This window comes from Nesterenkonia sedimenti (assembly GCF_012641515.1).
Classification (GTDB): domain Bacteria; phylum Actinomycetota; class Actinomycetes; order Actinomycetales; family Micrococcaceae; genus Nesterenkonia; species Nesterenkonia sedimenti.
Genome location: NZ_JABAHY010000002.1, coordinates 193,642 through 209,928, shown reverse-complemented (window position 1 = coordinate 209,928; position 16,287 = coordinate 193,642). Strand labels below are relative to the sequence as shown.

The 16,287-nt window shown below is 62.4% G+C and carries 19 protein-coding genes and 1 pseudogene; 9 read left to right on the top strand and 11 right to left on the bottom strand.

The genetic code is table 11. From position 1 onward, the window contains the following. Positions 1 to 83: 83 nt before the first annotated feature. Positions 84 to 827 (top strand): TetR/AcrR family transcriptional regulator, encoded by a 744-nt coding sequence (locus tag HGQ17_RS03985; protein WP_168886667.1) that lies wholly within the window; start codon positions 84 to 86, stop codon positions 825 to 827. Here the strand turns inward: HGQ17_RS03985 and HGQ17_RS03980 are convergent. The 7 genes from HGQ17_RS03980 to HGQ17_RS03950 form a co-directional block, all read right to left on the bottom strand. After that, positions 805 to 1,422, bottom strand: coding sequence for a DNA-3-methyladenine glycosylase I (locus tag HGQ17_RS03980; protein WP_324615175.1), 618 nt, complete (start codon positions 1,420 to 1,422; stop codon positions 805 to 807). The two genes, HGQ17_RS03985 and HGQ17_RS03980, sit on opposite strands and share 23 nt — an antisense overlap. Then, positions 1,386 to 2,342, bottom strand: coding sequence for a DUF4031 domain-containing protein (locus HGQ17_RS03975; protein ID WP_168886666.1), 957 nt, complete (start codon positions 2,340 to 2,342; stop codon positions 1,386 to 1,388). Before HGQ17_RS03975 ends, HGQ17_RS03980 begins: the two co-directional genes overlap by 37 nt. Continuing rightward, positions 2,339 to 3,373: a hemolysin family protein gene (locus HGQ17_RS03970; protein WP_168886665.1), complete on the bottom strand. Its 1,035-nt coding sequence runs from the start codon at positions 3,371 to 3,373 to the stop codon at positions 2,339 to 2,341. Before HGQ17_RS03970 ends, HGQ17_RS03975 begins: the two co-directional genes overlap by 4 nt. Continuing rightward, on the bottom strand, positions 3,370 to 4,734 hold the full coding sequence (locus tag HGQ17_RS03965) for a hemolysin family protein (RefSeq protein ID WP_168886664.1): 1,365 nt from the start codon (positions 4,732 to 4,734) through the stop codon (positions 3,370 to 3,372). The genes HGQ17_RS03970 and HGQ17_RS03965 overlap by 4 nt, the downstream gene beginning before the upstream one ends. A 302-nt stretch (positions 4,735 to 5,036) precedes the next feature. Next, complete coding sequence (locus HGQ17_RS03960) at positions 5,037 to 5,471, bottom strand: VOC family protein (RefSeq protein WP_168886663.1); 435 nt, start codon at positions 5,469 to 5,471, stop codon at positions 5,037 to 5,039. An 87-nt stretch (positions 5,472 to 5,558) separates the two neighbouring features. Next, a complete protein-coding gene (locus HGQ17_RS03955) occupies positions 5,559 to 5,906 on the bottom strand; it encodes a type II toxin-antitoxin system PemK/MazF family toxin (RefSeq protein ID WP_168886662.1) in 348 nt (115 codons plus the stop codon). A 3-nt stretch (positions 5,907 to 5,909) separates the two neighbouring features. Further along, positions 5,910 to 6,140 (bottom strand): CopG family ribbon-helix-helix protein, encoded by a 231-nt coding sequence (locus tag HGQ17_RS03950; protein WP_168886661.1) that lies wholly within the window; start codon positions 6,138 to 6,140, stop codon positions 5,910 to 5,912. 96 nt (positions 6,141 to 6,236) lie between these two features. Here HGQ17_RS03950 and HGQ17_RS03945 point away from each other — a divergent pair, with 96 nt between their 5' ends. The 6 genes from HGQ17_RS03945 (at position 6,237) to HGQ17_RS03920 (ending at position 9,445) form a co-directional block, all read left to right on the top strand. Then, complete coding sequence (locus HGQ17_RS03945) at positions 6,237 to 6,659, top strand: helix-turn-helix domain-containing protein (RefSeq protein ID WP_168886660.1); 423 nt, start codon at positions 6,237 to 6,239, stop codon at positions 6,657 to 6,659. A gap of 4 nt (positions 6,660 to 6,663) precedes the next feature. Then, positions 6,664 to 7,086 carry a VOC family protein gene (locus HGQ17_RS03940; protein ID WP_168886659.1) on the top strand — a complete coding sequence of 141 codons (423 nt, stop codon included), beginning with the start codon at positions 6,664 to 6,666 and terminating at the stop codon, positions 7,084 to 7,086. Between the two features lie 79 nt (positions 7,087 to 7,165). Continuing rightward, entirely contained in the window at positions 7,166 to 7,834 is a 669-nt protein-coding gene (locus HGQ17_RS03935; RefSeq protein ID WP_211090409.1) for an alpha/beta fold hydrolase, read from the top strand. A 12-nt stretch (positions 7,835 to 7,846) separates the two neighbouring features. Beyond that, complete coding sequence (locus tag HGQ17_RS03930) at positions 7,847 to 8,410, top strand: dihydrofolate reductase family protein (RefSeq protein ID WP_168886658.1); 564 nt, start codon at positions 7,847 to 7,849, stop codon at positions 8,408 to 8,410. A 131-nt stretch (positions 8,411 to 8,541) separates the two neighbouring features. Continuing rightward, complete coding sequence (locus tag HGQ17_RS03925) at positions 8,542 to 9,186, top strand: NADPH-dependent FMN reductase (protein WP_168886657.1); 645 nt, start codon at positions 8,542 to 8,544, stop codon at positions 9,184 to 9,186. A gap of 16 nt (positions 9,187 to 9,202) precedes the next feature. Continuing rightward, positions 9,203 to 9,445, top strand: coding sequence for a MerR family DNA-binding protein (locus HGQ17_RS03920; protein ID WP_168886656.1), 243 nt, complete (start codon positions 9,203 to 9,205; stop codon positions 9,443 to 9,445). Positions 9,446 to 9,453: 8 nt separating this feature from the next. Here the strand turns inward: HGQ17_RS03920 and HGQ17_RS03915 are convergent, their stop codons facing one another. After that, positions 9,454 to 9,999 (bottom strand): Rossmann-fold NAD(P)-binding domain-containing protein, encoded by a 546-nt coding sequence (locus HGQ17_RS03915; RefSeq protein ID WP_168886655.1) that lies wholly within the window; start codon positions 9,997 to 9,999, stop codon positions 9,454 to 9,456. 104 nt (positions 10,000 to 10,103) lie between these two features. On the opposite strand from HGQ17_RS03915, the gene HGQ17_RS03910 reads away from it, so the two are divergent. Further along, positions 10,104 to 10,838 (top strand): NAD(P)-dependent oxidoreductase, encoded by a 735-nt coding sequence (locus HGQ17_RS03910; protein WP_168886654.1) that lies wholly within the window; start codon positions 10,104 to 10,106, stop codon positions 10,836 to 10,838. A gap of 98 nt (positions 10,839 to 10,936) precedes the next feature. Here the strand turns inward: HGQ17_RS03910 and HGQ17_RS03905 are convergent. Both HGQ17_RS03905 and HGQ17_RS03900 read right to left on the bottom strand, forming a co-directional pair. Continuing rightward, a pseudogene (locus HGQ17_RS03905) lies at positions 10,937 to 11,174 on the bottom strand (IS3 family transposase); the annotation flags it as partial. A 90-nt stretch (positions 11,175 to 11,264) separates the two neighbouring features. After that, on the bottom strand, positions 11,265 to 11,540 hold the full coding sequence (locus tag HGQ17_RS03900) for a hypothetical protein (protein WP_211090408.1): 276 nt from the start codon (positions 11,538 to 11,540) through the stop codon (positions 11,265 to 11,267). 131 nt (positions 11,541 to 11,671) lie between these two features. Between HGQ17_RS03900 and HGQ17_RS03895 the strand changes: the two genes are divergently transcribed. Further along, positions 11,672 to 13,219, top strand: a complete 1,548-nt coding sequence (locus HGQ17_RS03895) for an MFS transporter (protein ID WP_168886653.1) — start codon at positions 11,672 to 11,674, stop codon at positions 13,217 to 13,219. On the opposite strand, the gene HGQ17_RS03890 is transcribed toward HGQ17_RS03895, so the two are convergent. After that, a complete protein-coding gene (locus HGQ17_RS03890; protein ID WP_168886652.1) occupies positions 13,216 to 16,251 on the bottom strand; it encodes an AfsR/SARP family transcriptional regulator in 3,036 nt (1,011 codons plus the stop codon). The genes HGQ17_RS03895 and HGQ17_RS03890 overlap by 4 nt on opposite strands. Positions 16,252 to 16,287 lie beyond the last annotated feature (36 nt).

Here is a 16,287-nt window from a genome sequence, read left to right as displayed (position 1 = left end):
GCGTACATAGTACGCTGTACGTTGCACGCAGAACTGTAGCGTACACTGTCCGCAATAAGCAAGTAATGTCATCAGGAGGTGCTGTGGCCGAGCAGAACCCGTTGGAGAAGAGCCTGCAACTGTTGTGGGAGGGACTGCCAGAACCGGAGAAGGGTCCCAAGCCGAAACTGACGCTGGAGCAGATCGTCGCAGCCGGTATTGAGCTGGCCGATAACGAGGGCATCGAGGCTCTGTCCATGCGGAAACTGGCTCAGCAGTTGGATGTGGGCACGATGTCGCTCTACCGTTACGTCCCCTCCAAGGACGATCTGCTCAACCTCATGCTCGACGCCGCCGTGACCCCCTCAGAGCGCCGGATGGCTGCTCCGGACCAGGGGTGGCGAGAATTCCTGCGGGTTGCTGCCTATGATGCCCGCCAGATGTACATGAGGCACCCCTGGATCCTGCAGACAAACTGGAGCCGCCCGGTGATCGGCCCCAACAGTATGCGGGATCTGGACCTCTTCCTCACCGGCACGAAGTCTCTGCCGATGACTGATCAGGAGAGAATGAACCTGGCCAGTGTCTTCGACGCCTTTGTCCTGGGTTGTGCCCGTCAGGAGCTGTTGTGGGTCACTGCCGCGGCCGAGTCAGAGATGACCGACGAGGAGTTCTGGACCTACCAGTTGCCCTGGCTGACAGGCGCTATGGAATCAGGGAATTACCCGGCGATGGCCGAACTGGCAGACGACACCTTCGACGGCGGCTGGGAAGAGACCTTTGAGCTGGGTCTACAACTGTTCTTGGACGGTATCCAGCGGCGGGTCAGCCAGATTCAGGACGGGTGAACTCCGCCCGTGCCCGATCCACCTCGGCCCAGGTGGGGCAGCCGGTGAGGTGGTCATTGAACAGTCCCATGGACTGCATAAAGGCAAAGACTGTGGTGGGCCCCAAGAATTTCCACCCTCGAGACTTGAGCTCCTTGGCCATAGCCTTCGAGGTCGGTGAGGTGGTCAGTGTCTGCGGGTCTCCCAGCTCACTGGGATCGGGCTCATAACTCCAGATGAAGGCTGCCAGCGAGCCCTCAGTCTCGCGCAGTTCCAGGGCACGCTGGGCATTGTTGATCACCGCCTCGATCTTGCTGCGGTTACGCACAATCCCCTGGTCCTGCAGCAGACGCTGGGTATCAGCGTCGCCGAATTCAGCGACCTTCTCCACCTCGAAGTTCGCGAAGGCAGTCCGGAAGTTCTCTCGCTTATTCAGGATGGTCCGCCAGCTGAGCCCCGATTGGAAGCTCTCCAGACAGAGCTTCTCGAACAACCGGCGGTCATCGGAGACCGGGAAACCCCATTCGGCGTCATGGTAGGCGGTCAGTTCAGGTGCCTGCTGTGCCCATTCGCAGCGCATCAGCGCCTCCCCGTCATCGTCAGTTCTTCCAGCCACGGCCTGCGCCCGGCCTGGAGGTCGGCCAGCTCAGTTTCCAGGTTCTGCCGGGCAACTTCCTCCCACCGAGCGTAGCCGGTGGCTGAGTGGAACAGTCGTGGCGCCTGCAGCAGCCTCTGCAGAACTTGGGACCGCCCGCGAGCGAAATCGTCATCGGGAACATGGGCGTAGTCGGCGCGGACCTGCCGGAGGTAGCGCTGATAGGCATGAGGGTCACGACCGAGGACTTCGAGATCGGCATCGACTAAAACTGCCCCGGTTTCGTCGTCGTTCTCTGGAATGTGGGTAGCTGTCAGACGCACCAGCCTGGCGATTTCGGCGACCTCTGGATCCGGCAGCATCCCGTCGAGCTCCTGCTCAGCCAGACAAGCGGAGTCCTCCTCGTCCTGACCTGCGGTGCCGGCGTAGACGGCATCGTGGTACCAACCGGCCAAAAGCACCGCGGCTTTCGACGGAGCCGCCAGCTCCCCTGCCCGGGTTAGGGTCCCGGTATTGCGGGTGACCGCGGCCAGGTGTGGCAGCCCGTGATAGTTCCGGTGGGGTTCGGCCCAGCGTGCCAGCAGCCCCTCCCCGATCTGCTGCCAGCGCTGAGCATCAAGGCCCTGCTGATGGCCCAGGCGCTGCCAGCTGCGCTGCAGATGGGGGCGGACTTTCTCCGGGCGTTCCCAGGTCTGGACGCGCAACCCCGAGGCCGTCAGGATCCGGACTAGCTCGTGACCACTGACCGGCTGGGCACCGAGGCTGACCAGCCGGTCGTGCTCATGGGCGGGGACATCGTAGTGGTCGAGGTCGAAGGCCCGGGGTGAGAGCTCTGCTGTCTCGGCGAAGGCATGCAGTTCCTCCAGCGAGGTATCCGAGATCAGATGGGAGAAGACGGTCCCGTGGGCGGGCCAGACTGGTGGGTCGATGAAGACGCTCACGAGCTGCTCCACTGATGTTCCACATTCGGCCAGACCCTGGTGAGGATGTCCTCCCAGGTGACTGCTCCGATGAGGCCCTCCTCGGCCTGGATGACGGCCAGCTGTTCGCCTTCCTGGCGCAGCCTCTGGAATGCCCGGTACACCGAGGTGCCAGCCGGCAGCAGCAGGGCCGGTCGGGCCAGCTCGGCTGCTGGGGATTCGGCCGCCACCGGAAGGGTGTCGCGGACGTGGACCACCTGGGGCGCGGTCTCCTCCGGCCCGGTGAGCAGCACCCGCATATGCCGTGCCTGCAGGGCTGCCTGCTGGACCTCCTTGACGGAGGCAGTGCGGGACGCCTCCGGGACGGCGGCGGCAGTACGGCCGGTGATCACATCATCGACGGTCAGAGTCTCCAGCTCCATAATGCTGGAGATCTGGGATCCTGATGCCTCATCGAGCACCCCGGACTGCGTGGAGTGTTCGACCAGCTGACGGATGGTGTCGGAGTCGTAGCCGCCAGCTGCTGCACGGTCCACCGGTTGCACACCGGTGGCGGACACCAGCCGGTTGGCGATCCCGTTGACCCACCACAGCAGGGGCCGGAAGATCCAGATGAATCCTCGCGAGGCCACAGCAACCAGTTTCGCGGAGCGTTCCGGCTGGGCGATAGCCCAGGATTTCGGCGCCATCTCACCGATGACCAGGTGCAGGAAAGTCATCACCAGCAGGGCGGTGACCAGCGCGACGGCATCGGCGGTCCATCCGGGCATTCCCCAGTCGGCAAGGATCGGGGCCAGTGCGTATTGCACCGCGGGTTTGGACACTGCACCCAGGGCGAAGGTACAGGCGGTGATACCCAGCTGGGCTCCGGCGAGCATCACGGTGAGCTCGTTGAGGCTGCGCAGGGCAGCCCGGGAGCTGCGGCTGGATTCGGCGGTTTCCTCCAGCCGGTGCCGTCGGGCAGCCAGCAGGGAGAACTCGATGATCACGAAGAACGCGGAGAGCGCGATGATCGCGATAGTAGCGATCACAGGGATGAGCCAGTCAGTCATCGGGCCTCCTCCTGCATCTCTTCGATCAGCCGCAGCTGAATGGAGGAGGGCACCCGGTGGGCGACCTCCAGGACGGTGAGGTCCAGCCAGCGCTGGGGCGGATCATCCTCCACGTAGTCGGCTGGGTCGGCCGGCAGTTCCACCCGGACCTCTTCACCGGGTTCGAGTAGGCGGCCCTCCTGGGCGATCAGCAGTCCGGAGAGTGTTTCGTAGTCCCCCTGCGGGACCTGGTGACCGATGGCGCGTTCGACCTCATCGAGGTGCACATCGCCGTCCATACGCCAGTTGTCCTCACCCTGGGCATCGATTCCGGAGTCCTCGTCGAGGTCATGCTCATCAGTGACCTCGCCGAGGATTTCCTCGGTGAGGTCTTCGAGGGTGACCACTCCGGTGAATCCGCCGTATTCATCGATCACGCAGGCCAGACGGGCCTCGTATTTGCGCAGTTCGCGCAGTACATCCGGTAAGGGCATCAGCCCGGGGACGATAACCGGTTGGCGCATCAATTCGGTGATCGGTGCGTCATCGGCGAGATCAGTGCCCAGGAGGTCCAGGAGTTCGGCCACGCCGACGGGTTCGTCGTCGTCGTTGATGACCGGGTATCGGCTGTGCTCAGCGGCCATGAGGTCACGGACCTCGGCCAGAGTGGTCTCCGGTCGGACGTATCCGGCACGGGAGCGCGGAATCATCGCGTGTTCGGCATCGTGGTCTGGGAAGTCCAGGATGCGGTCCAGGGTCAGGAACAGTTCCTGCGGAAGGTCCCCGGAGTCATGGGAGCTGGAGACGATCCGCTCGAGATCCTCCGCGGTGGCGGTGGAGTCGACGTCGTGGACTGGTTCGATCCGCAGCAGACGCAGCATGGCGTTGGCTGCGTGGTCGAAGATGGAGATCAGCCAGCCGAAGACTGCGAGGTAGATCTGGGTGGAGCGAGCCATGCCGCGGGCCAGCGGTGTGGGGTTGGCGATGGCGTAGTTCTTGGGGAACAGCTCACCGAAGATCATCTGCACCACAGTGGCGACGATCAGCGCCAGCACGGTGCCGACGGTGATGCTGACCCCTGCGGGCACGCCGGCAATGCCGAGGAGTTCACCCAGGGCGGTTCCGACTAAGGGTTCGGCCACGTAGCCGACTAAGAGGCCGGTGACGGTGATTCCCAGCTGTGCGCCGGAGAGCATGAAGGATGTTCGCTTGGTGACCGCCAGTGCCCGTTGGGCGGCTTTATCCCCGTTTTCTGCCAGGGCGCGGAGCTTATTGCGCTCCACTGACATGTATGCGAACTCTTGGGCGACGAAGTAACCGTTCGCCGCGATGATCAGAAGGATCAGAAGGCTGCCGAGCAGCAGTGATAGTGCGATGGTCACCGCAGCGTGCCCCCATTCGGGGTCTGCTTGCGATGGTCTGTATTCAAGGATGAGTCAGCGGTTCCGGAGCAACATCGTCGACGTCGTCGGACCGCGTGGTCTATGTCATCCACCTGGGGTCAGGCACCTCTTTCATTCATTAGGGGATCCTCGTGCCGTGAGGATGTATTACCGATTATAGGGCCAGAAACAGGGAATGCCCTTCAGGATTTGCCACCCTAAACTCGGGCCACTAGCCGGCAATTTCCACGACGACGACGCCGCGCGGTTCTCAGCTCAGCGCCGCCCTAGGCGCCACCGGATCAATCCAGGCAGAACTCGTTGCCTTCGATGTCTTGCATCACCTGGCAGGATTCGTTGACGCCGTCGGCCTTGAGTAGTTGGAGTCGGCGAGCGCCGAGGGCTTCTAGTCGGCGGGCTTCGGCTTCGAGGGCGGCGAGCTTTTTATCGCCGGTGAGCCCGGTGCCGGTGCGGATGTCGAGGTGGACGCGGTTCTTGGTGGCCTTTTTCTCGGGCACCCGCTGGAAGTACATGCGCGGCCCGACGCCGTCAGGATCTTGAGCTACCCAGGCGCTGCCTTGTTGCTCCGGCGACAGGGCCGCGTTAAACGCATCCCAGGAGTCGAAACCTTCGGGAACTGGCGGATCCTGGTAGCCCAATGCGGCTTGCCAGAATTTGGCGACAGCACGCGGATCCTCGCAGTCGAAAGTGATCTGCACCGTTTTTGCCTGTGACATGGGCTCAGGCTACAGCCGTACAGACCTGCTGACTAGAGCTGCTCTACGAGGTGCCGAAGGTCCACTTCGAGGCGGTCGCTGTGTCCCTCACAGACTGAGATGCAAGCGGATCGCATCGTCGATACGCCCCATAAGTCCATCCCCTACTGTTCCGAGATACGTGCCAAAACGGTCAACACTTACTGCTCGTATGTACTCCGCCTGCGCCTTGGAGTCTTTCGGCAATCCGGTATCGGCTTTCGGCAGCAAAACATGGAATGGCAGAACATGCTCAATATTGGAGGTAACGGGGAGAACAGTCAGGATTCCCCGCTGGTTGAGTGCGGCTCGGCTATTAGCGCCCTCATTCGTCACGATTATGGCGGGGCGGCGCTTATTCGCTTCTGACCCCCCGGCTGGCTCAAGATCGACTAGATAGATATCGCCTCGGCGCAACCCTCACCTCGACTCCTCGGTAATGCCGCCTCCCACGGTCGCAGCCCAGAACTCCGCATCACCCGACTCATCCCACTCTTTCCACGCCTGTTCATAGGCGTCGCCAAGCTGGAGCTCCCGGTAAATTTGCAGCGCCTTCGCGACGGCTGCCGAACGCGACGCCAAACCCTGCTGCTCCGCGATGTCATCAAGCAGTTGCACGGCATTTTCGGGAAGACTCACGCTGATCTTCATACCTTAATGCTACTAAGGTGCTACCCCGGTAGCAATGGACCACCTCACTGACCCACGCCCCTATCCTTACGACTGCGGGACTTCTAAGCTGAGCTTATGCAGGCTGAAAGTGAGACCCGCAGGCTGCTGCGGGCTCGGGATGCCATGGACAGGCGGTTCGCTGAACCGTTGAATGTGCCTGCCGTGGCGCAGGTGGCGTGGATGTCGCCGGCCCATTTCACCCGTCGGTTCCGAGCGGTATTCGGTCAGACTCCCCATCAGTATCTGTACCGGCGCAGAATTGAGCGCGCCCAGTGGTTGCTGCGCACCACCCCGATACCGGTGACAGAGATTGCTCGGGCAGTTGGTTATGAAAGCCTGGGCACCTTCACCCGCACTTTCCGCCGGCTGGTAGGCACGACGCCGACCCAGTTCCGAGATGAGGCACCGGCGCCTGGAGTCCCGAGCTGCTTTGCCAGGGCATGGCGGGAATCGAGCAGTTTTGGAGAAGCCGAACCTGCTGAGGCCTCCATAGGCTGAAGTCATGTTTACAGGAATCACTATTACCCCCATGTACGTCACCGATCAGGACCAGGCCCTGGAGTTCTACACAGAGAAACTGGGATTCGAGGTGGAGGCCGATGTCGATTTCGGCCCCATGCGCTGGTTGACCGTCTACCTTCGGCAGGATCCGGCCCGCCAGGTGCTGTTACAGCGCATCGGGGACACCACCCCGACGGCAGGCCCCGAGACGGCCGATATGCTGCGCGAACTGACCGAACGCGGCGGATCCAGCTGGATGATCCTCAGCACTGATGATTGCCGAACCACCCATCAGCAATTAGCTGAGCGCGGTGTGGAGATCGTTGAGGAGCCGACTGAGCGCCCCTATGGCGTTGATATGGCTATCCGGGACCCCTTCGGCAATCAGATCCGCATCACCGAACGCAATGATTGGACCGGCTGAGCAGAGTTGGTGAGCCGGCGATACCCAGGTTGGGTCTACCGGTCGGCCGTATGGCCCCGTAGCCTCCCCCACTTTGGGCGTGAATATCCCGCCGCTACTTGAGATCGGGGATGTCTACAGCCTCGATCTGCTGGGCGAACCGGGCATGAGCGTTCAAGAACATCCCATCGACGACGACGCCGAACAGGCCCGCTGGCTCCATCAGGTACTCAAACAACTCCCAGCAGACCAGATTCACCTCATGGGAGTCTCGATCGGCGGATGGACCGCGGCTAATCTCGCCCGGCATCAGCCGGAGACGATCCGCGCGCTGACCCTGGTGGACCCCGTCTTTGTCTTCGACAATATTCCGCCGAAAACTATCCTGCGATCGATTCCAACCTCGGTCCCGCTGATGCCGCAATCCTGGCGGGACAGCTTCAACTCCTATATCGCCAATGGGGCACCGGCCGGCGACTCCCCTGAGGCACGGATGTTGGAGGTCGGTCAGCGCACCTTCAAGCTGCGGCTTCCGGCTCCGCATCGGATCAGTGAGGCTCAACTGAGAGACCTGACCATGCCGGTGCTGGCCGTCATCGCTGAGCATTCGGTCATGTTGGACCCCCAGGCGGCCTCCGATGTCGCCGGTCGAGCCCTCCCCCAGGGGAGGGTGCGGATCTATCCCGGGGCATCACATGTGGTCAATGCTGGAGCGCCGGCGACAATCGCCGACGACGTCGGCAGCTTCCTGCGCCCTCTTATGTCCTGATTGGAGCTGTTCATGCGTGAACTCATCTACTACGTGGCCGTCAGTCTGGACGGGTATATCGCCGACCCGCAGGGCGGGTATGAGGCATTTCCCACCGAGGGTGACCATATGTCGGTGGTGATCGAGGAATTCGCCGATGCCCTGCCGACCCATGCGCATACAGCCCTGGGAACCACTCCTCCGCGGACTCGGTTAGACACTGTGGTGATGGGCTGGAATACCCTCACCCCTGCGCTGGAGGCCGGGATCACCAGCCCCTACTCTCATCTGCGGCAGATCGTGGCCAGCCGAAAACCGCGCAAGACACACTCAGACATCACTCTGACCTCGGAGCCGCTGAGGACCGTCCGGGAGCTGAAACAGGAAGATGGCTTGGATATCTGGCTCTGTGGTGGCGGTGAGTTGGCGGGATTGCTGCTGCCCGAGATCGACCGCTTGGTGCTCAAACGTAATCCGGTGGTCTTCGGTTCGGGTATCCCGCTGTTCGGCAACGCTGCATATACAGCTCGGCCGTTCACCCATATGGGCACGCGCACCTTCGCCTCCGGAGTCGCGGTGGAAGAGTACGCCTCTTGACTTCAGCATATGTTCAACCCTCAGCGTGGGGTGCAGCCACTGATGAGCGGAAGGTTCCCGGAGCATTCTCGGAACGCCGCGCTTCCACACTGGCAGTGCAAGGTTCACCACCCTGACTGGAGGAACAGATCATGACAACCCCCAAACCGAAACTTGCCATCATTATCGGCAGCATCCGTCCAGACCGATTCGGCCCGACCCCAGCTGCCTGGTTTGCGCAGGAGGCGGAGCGTCACGAGGCCTTCGACGTCGACCTCATCGATCTGGCTGAGTACGAACTGCCCATGGAGCTTGCTGGCAACGATCCCGACGCCGAATTACCCGACGACGTCGCCAAGCTCGGTAAGCGACTGTCCAAAGCAGACGCCTTCGTCCTGGTCACCCCGGTCTATAACCGGAGCTACTCCGCGGTTCTCAAAACCGCTATCGACTGGTTCTACGGCGAGTGGGCCCTACGGCCGATTTCCTTCATTTCCTATGGAGGCATCACCGGCGGACTCACCTCGATTGAGCACCTGCGCGGGGTTTTCCCTGAGTTTCCCGCGGTGACGGTGAAGAACTTCATCTCTTTGCCTGACTTCTGGAAGTTGTTCGACCACGATGGCAAACCCGTGAACAGTGAGGGCCTCCGTGTTCCTGCGGTGGCCGTACTCGATGAGCTGGTCTGGTGGGCTCCGATGCTGCGGGAGGCCCGAGCCAACCGACCCTACCCAGGGTTGGACTTCGCGCTGGCCGCCGACGATAAGCCGTCAACCCTTGAGCCGGCAACTGTCTGAGCGTAGCGTGAGCCTCATGTCACTGACTGCCCCCTGCCGCATTCACGTGGCCAAGTTGGCCCAGCGGGTGGGCCTGACAGTCCGGGAAATTGCCGAACTGTTCGGGGGCCTTCCTGCGGACCCGAAGCCGGAGGATTGGGCGAAGATGTCCGATCATCTGGTGCAGCAGGCTGAACAGCGGGTGGCTGATCTGAAACGACATCTGGCTGCCCTGGGGACTGAGGCCAAACTCTGTGAGCTCGGGGCCGAACTGCGCTGAGCTCTGGCTCAGGGCCGCTCTGACCAAGGCTCGAGTTGGCCGATGGTGATATCGGCATCCTGCTGGATTGCCGCGACCACGCCCTCGGATATCTCTTCATCTGTGAGCCACCGGGAACCCTTCTCGGTGCGCTGATACCCCAACAGCACCTCACGGTATTGGCAGTTGTCTGCAGTTTCAGGGCGAGCGCGGATAGCGGCGTCGTCGTTGGCACTGCCTTTGATGTGAATAAGGTGCCACTGCTGCGAAGTCTGTGAGAACTCCGAGACGATGGTCGGCAAAGCTTCAGGTGCGGTGCTGTGGATCCAGCTGAGGACCAGATCGACCGGACCATGCCGATTGACCGTGGAGCTCAGCAGTGACTTCAGAGCCTCCGTGTCGCGGTAATCCAACGGGTGGAAGCTGGCCCGCTCCCCTGGGTCGCCTTCCTGCAGTCGCTTGAGCCGGTGTTCACTCCGGCCAGTAACTGTGGTGTGACGGGCTCGCCGCATCACCCACTGGGTGGCACCAGAGAGCATCCCGGTTCCACCGAAGACCAACACATTTTCCAACATAATCAACCACCTTCTACACACTGTACGGCCCGATGCCCCTGTGGGCTTGCTCCGGATTTGCTCCGGCCCCAGAGGGCCTCGGCCCCCTGAGAGGGCGATTCGTTATGCATATCGTTGTTGTTGGCGCATTTGGAGGAACCGGCCGCCATGTGGCGCTGCAGGCAGCAGCCGCTGGCCACCGAGTGACCGCATTGGTGCGCAATCCCGCGAAGTACCAGCCCCCTGCTGGGGTTGAGGTGATCCAAGGCAATGTTGTCACTGACCCCCGGCTAGAAATCCCCGACGACGCCGATGCGGTGATCTCTGCCCTGGGGCGGGGTGATTCCCGCCAGGGTCCGGAATCCACCTGCCTTCTGGGGGTGGTGCACGTACTGGCAGCGATGTACCCCCGTGGTATCCGGCGACTGGTGGTGATCTCTGCTGCTCCTGTACTGAAGACCTGGGAGGGTGCGGGCTTCTTCGAAAAACGCCTGCTTGTGCCAATGGTGACGTACTGGGGCAAGCACATTTACCCGGATCTCCAACGTATGGAGACCTATCTCAAAGACCGGAGCGAGGACTGGGATTGGACCGTTGTCCGCCCCGGATATTTGGTGGATGCCGATGAGGTGGGCCCCTACCAGATGGCGTTGGACACCAACGTCTCAGGGCCGAGCCGGCGACCTGATCTGGCCGCTGGATTGCTGGAGGTTCTGGAGGATACCAGCACCTATCACCGGGCCTATGGGTTCGGTAGCAAGAGGGCTCAGACTATGGACGACGCCGCTTGGCATGGACCAAGATTGGTCCATGGTGCAGATCAGTTAGCGCACCGCAGCCAAGCGAGAACTGCTGGCTGATTTCTTTGATTCCCTCGATGACCGTCAACTCTCCACCCAGAGCCTCTGCTCTGCTTGGGGGGCTGATGCAGGAACGGGTGACAGGTGGGGTTTCTTGGTCAGGCCGCTAGAGTCAGGGCCTGGGTCAGCAGTTTCTCCTTGAATGCCACAGGGGTCAATGTCCCCCAGTTCCTTCTGCTTCCTCCTTCGGTGATAAGTCCTCTCGATCCACCGCACTATAGAGGTCCGAAGCTCCTGGCGGGTGGCCCAGGGCTTCGCGTCGAGGACGTTGTTCTGCAGCAGGCTGAAGAAGCTCTCCATCGCGGCATTGTCCCCAGCCGCGCCGACTCGCCCCACCCAGAGCGGCACGAGCCGCGATCAGCATCTCCGGACTTGTGGAGTAGGCGGCCACCACCGAGAGCACTCCAAACGCGGCGGCCCCAATCATCAGCAGCTTCCGGGGCCGATCCTGTCCCCCACCCGCCCGGCGGTGACTAAGAACCCTGCGATCAAGAAGCCATAGACATGGGTGATCCACAGGGTCTGTGTGGCGCTTGATTCCAGATCAGCGCTGAGCGTGGGCAATGCGAAGAACAGGGCGGTGAGGTCGGTGGACAGCGCCATCATCGGTAGGGCCAGCAGCACCAATCCGGCCCATTCCTTGGCCGTGGCTTTCGGCGGCACCTCCGGGGCTGCCGCTTGGGTTCTCTGCGGTATCTCCATGGCTTCCTCTCATCGGGGGCCTATATCCCGATAGTTCCCGCCATATGTTCCGGTTCTGCTCTGGCGATGTTCCGGCGGACGGCTTTGGGGCCCGGAACAGAACCGGAGTGCCCCGCACACACTCTGGGGTCATGACGACACACACAAAGAACGACGACGACGCCGTCGACCTGGCCCCACCGAAGGCCACCCTCAAACAGTGGATGGGACTGACCATCATGGTGGTCCCACTGTTCATGCTGGCCACGGATGTCACCGTGCTGTTCCTGGCGATGCCCTCGATCGCGGCCGACCTTCTGCCGGTGGGCTCCCAGCAGCTGTGGATCCTGCACATTGGGGAGTTCCTCAGCGCCGCGACAATGATCACTTTCGGACTATTGGCCGGCCGAATCGGAGCCCGCAAACTCCTGCTCGGTGCGGTAGCAGTCTATGGGGCAGCCTCGCTGATCGCTGCCTACGCGGTAAACGCCGAGATGCTCATCGGAGGCCGTGCCCTGCTGGGGATAGCCGCGGCTGCCTTCACACCGGCCGGGATGGTGCTAGTGCGAAGAGCATTCCGTGACCCCAAGCAGTACAGCATCGCGTTCGCCATTTTCATGGCCGCCTTCACCGGAGGAATGGCCGCTGGTCCCCCATTGGGTGGGTTCATCCTGGAGCACTTCTGGTGGGGTGCGGTCTTCCTCATCAATGTACCCATAGCCGCTATACTGCTGATCGGTGGCCCCTTCCTGCTGGAATGCAATCATGCTGACCGCAGCGTAAGGATTGATGGGCTTTCGGTGGTGCTTTCCATTGCGGCAATTCTGGCCCTGGTTTTCGGATTGCAGGAGCTCTCCGCCGCCGGGTTCACCTGGCTGCCGTTGGTCTCAACGGGTGTGGGATTGGGGCTCCTGTGGTTATTCCTGCACCGACAGAGCAAGACTGCCCACCCGCTGTTGGATCTGCAGCTATTCCGCATCCGGACGATCCGCATCATGCTGGTGGTGCTGTTCGTTGGGTCCTTCGCCATGGCTTTGCCAGACATGCTTCTTCCCCAGTATCTCCAGCTGGTCCGCGAACTCAGCCCCCTGGAGGCGGGCCTTGTGCTACTCGCCCCGGCACTGGGCAGCACCGTGGGCTCACTGCTCAGCCCACTACTGGCGGCAGTGAAGAACCGGGGCCTCGCTATCGCCATCCCGCTGTTCATCTCGGGCATAGCCATTGGCATGGTGGTACTGATGTTGGGCCAGGCCAGTCTGGTGAACCTGGTCATCGCCCTGACTGTGATGACCTTCGTAGGGTCCCCCTTCATGATCCTGGTCTCTCAACTGATGATCAGTGCGGCCCCGGAGGAGAAAACCGGTCCGGCGACCGCAGTACAGGATGTCACCGCGAGTTTGAGTATGGGGGCATCTATCGCCCTGCTGGGCGCCGGTGCTTTGGCTCTGTACCGCCGCATTCTGGACGACTGGGCTGGCGGCAATGTACCCGCTGAAGCCGTCGAGACCTCTGGTGAGAGTTTCGGCGCCTCCGCCGCGGTGCTCGCCGAGCTCCCTGCTGCCGAGGCCCAATCGCTTATCGAGGCGGTGGAAGGCGCCTTCACCCGCACACTGCAGGCCGGTTACGGATTATTCGCCATCGCCTCAATTGTCCTGGGCGTGGTCGTGATCTTCCTGCTACGCCGCAGTAAAACCAGTTAGGCCGAGGGGGCACCTACAGTCCGTAGTTCTTCAGGAATCTGCTCTGGGCTCAGGTACCGCTGCAGCAGGCGCACACTGCTGTCCCTATCCTCCGGGCTAAGCCCATCCAGTAACTGGTTGGACCGAGCCGCATCACCCCGCTTAGCGGCTAGGATCGCGGCAGTGGCATCATGCAGGGTCACGCAGTACACATAGGCCGCCCGGTGGGCTAACCGGAGGCTGCGGGCAAGCAGCTGCTCGGCGGCGTCGTCGTTGTCTTCTCGCAGTGCCAGTACGGCCTCCACAATCAGCCAGAACGACAACTCCCCGTCCAACTGCAGGTCGGCGCAGAGATCGATCACCTCATCGAGCAGACGACGTGCCTCGGCCCTGCGCCCGTGGGTCTCGGCCCAGAGGTGCTGTACCCCCAGCGCCTGGGTGAGCCCATAGGAATCGCCGTGATCACGCAGAATCTGTTCCACATCAAGAGCCCCGGGCAACCCCTGCGGCGGTTCAGCCCAGACCTCCAGCAGGAACCAATCCCGTTGGGTGCTGGCGAATGCGGCCGCGCGAAGATCCCCGGCCTGGATCAGATAGTCAATGGCCTCCCGGAACAATTCCAACCCCTGCTCCAGATGTGCGGCATCACCAAACATCACCGTGGCGCCGAACCATTGGACCTCCATTCGGGCCAGCTGGCTCTGCTCATCAGAACCGAAAGACTCAAGGGCTTCCAGCACTGGCTCGACCTTTAACCGCGTAGGTTGATCGGCCACGGTACGCGCCAACACAGTGACCTGGGCGTGTGCCCGCTTTTCCTCGGGGGACTCACTAGGGTTCGGGCAGGCTGCGGCGGCCGAGAGCTCCTCCAACAGCGCATCGGCCCGTCCGGTCATCCACCGGAACCAGAAGGTGGCCAACACGAGGCTCACCGCACTGGCCCCGTCCTGCCGACGCAGAGCCTCGGTGATGGCCAGAGCAATCTGCGGCCGGGCCTCATCAATGGTGACCACCCACTCCCGGGCCTGCGGGCCGAAGAGGTACAGCGAGGCGCAGTCGACCAGGTTGCGGTAGTAGTCGATGTGTTTGAGCGCCAGCGGATCCCGCTCGCCGGCGTCGTCGAGCTTTTCTGCGGCATAGGTGCCGACAGTCTCCAGTAACCGGTACCGGGTTTCACCCCCGACGGTGATTGTTGAAACCAGACTGCGTTCCACGAGGTTCGCCAAAACAGGCAACACACGACGACGCGACAGCAGCACCTGCCCATCGACAGAGATATTGAGCTCGCGCGCCTCTGGGCAGGACTCACCCCCGAGGGTCGGCCACTGGCCGGAATCGGCGCAGACCTGTTCGATCACATCCAATCGCCAGATCACTGGGTGCACCGCCAGGCGGCGCAACAACGCCTGCTCCTCGGCCTCAAGCAGGGACCAGCTCCAGTCCAGCATGCCGCGAAGGGTCTGTTGGCGCCGGGGTGCAGCCCGGCCTGGGCGGGCCAGCAGATCCAGCCGGTCGGTGATCCGATCCAGTAGATCAGGAACTGAAAGAACTGAGGTACGGGCAGCAGCCAGCTCCAATGCCAAGGGAAGGCCGTCTAGATGACGGCAGAGCTCAGAGGCTGCGGTCACTGTTTGCTCATCCCTGGCAATAGCGGAGTTCACCGCTTGGGCCCGGGTCAGGAAGAACTCAACCGCGGGGCTGGTCTCTCCGTTGACCTGCAGTTGGGGAACGACGAACCGCTGTTCCTCGGCCAGACCCATCGGTTCACGGCTGGTAGCCAGCACGCGAACCCCCTGGGCGCTGCGCAGCAGTTCGTCGGTGAAGGTGGCGACTTCATCAATGACATGCTCACAGTTATCCAGGACCAGAAGTGCCTCACGAGCCTGCAGGGCCGATTGGATACGTGAGGCGATCGAATCGTTGCTGGACAGGTGGGCAGTCAGCTGCAGGGTTTCGGCGGTAATCCGGTAGATCCGCTCAACCCGGCAGGCAATATAGTCATCAGGCCTGGGCTGTAATTCGCTGAGATCCAGAAACCAGACCTCTGTCTGAGTGTGCTCGGTGAATTCTGCCGCGGTCCGCACAGCCAACCGAGTCTTGCCGATACCTCCGATCCCCAGCAGGGTCACCAGGCGGTGATGGCTCAGCAGGTCCTGAATCTCGGCTAGCTCCTGCTCGCGACCGAAGAACGCCGAGGCATAGGAGGGCAGCCACCGCCCAGCACTGGTCACCCCATTGCCTTCTGGGGACACCTGGTCAGGTGAATGGGTCCCCGGGCCTGCTGGCGCTCGTGTCTCCACAACAGGTGCCAGCTCCGGGTCCTGTCGCAGGATTTTCAGGTGCAGGTCCTGTAATTCGGCACTGGGCTCCACCCCGAGTTCATCGGCTAGGTGAGCGCGCAGTCGTTCATAGGCGGCTAGAGCCTCAGGCTGCCGACGGCTGCGGTAATAGCCCAGCAGCAGCGGGGCGGCCAGGCCTTCCCGGGTGGGATGTTGCGCAAAATACGGGGCAGCTAGTGAAACTGCCTCCTCGGCCGCTCCGGTTTCGATCAGGGATTCGGCTGCGATTTCCACCGCGGTCAGTCGCTCCTGCTGCAGTTGGCTGACCTCGGGCATCAACCACAGCTCATCGGCGAACTCCGCATAGGCGGCCCCGCGCCAGAGCCCCAGTGCATCCTTCAGGTGTTCTGCGCGCTGGGCTCCCGAGAGCTGGGAGGCGGTCTGCACGGCCTCCCGGAACGCGGCGGCGTCGGATGCCCCTGCGCTCACCTGCAGGCTGTAACCCCCCGGTGAGCGGACCAGCATGTCCTTAGCCCCAGGTGCTGCCTGCTCCAGCAGGGACCTCAGTTGGGAGAGCTTGGCCTGCAGGACCCGTGAGGGGTTGCTGGGCAGGTCCTCACCCCAGACCCGGTCGATCAGGGTCTCGGCCGATATTGTCTCCCCGGCCGCGGCGATCAGGGCCGCCAGCAGGGCTCGGACTTTCCGCTCTGGGACGTCAACCACCTCGGCCTCGTCGTCTCGGAGCTGGATGGGCCCCAATACTTCGACCCTCATGATTGACTCGCTTTCCGGCCATGACGGGAGATCGAC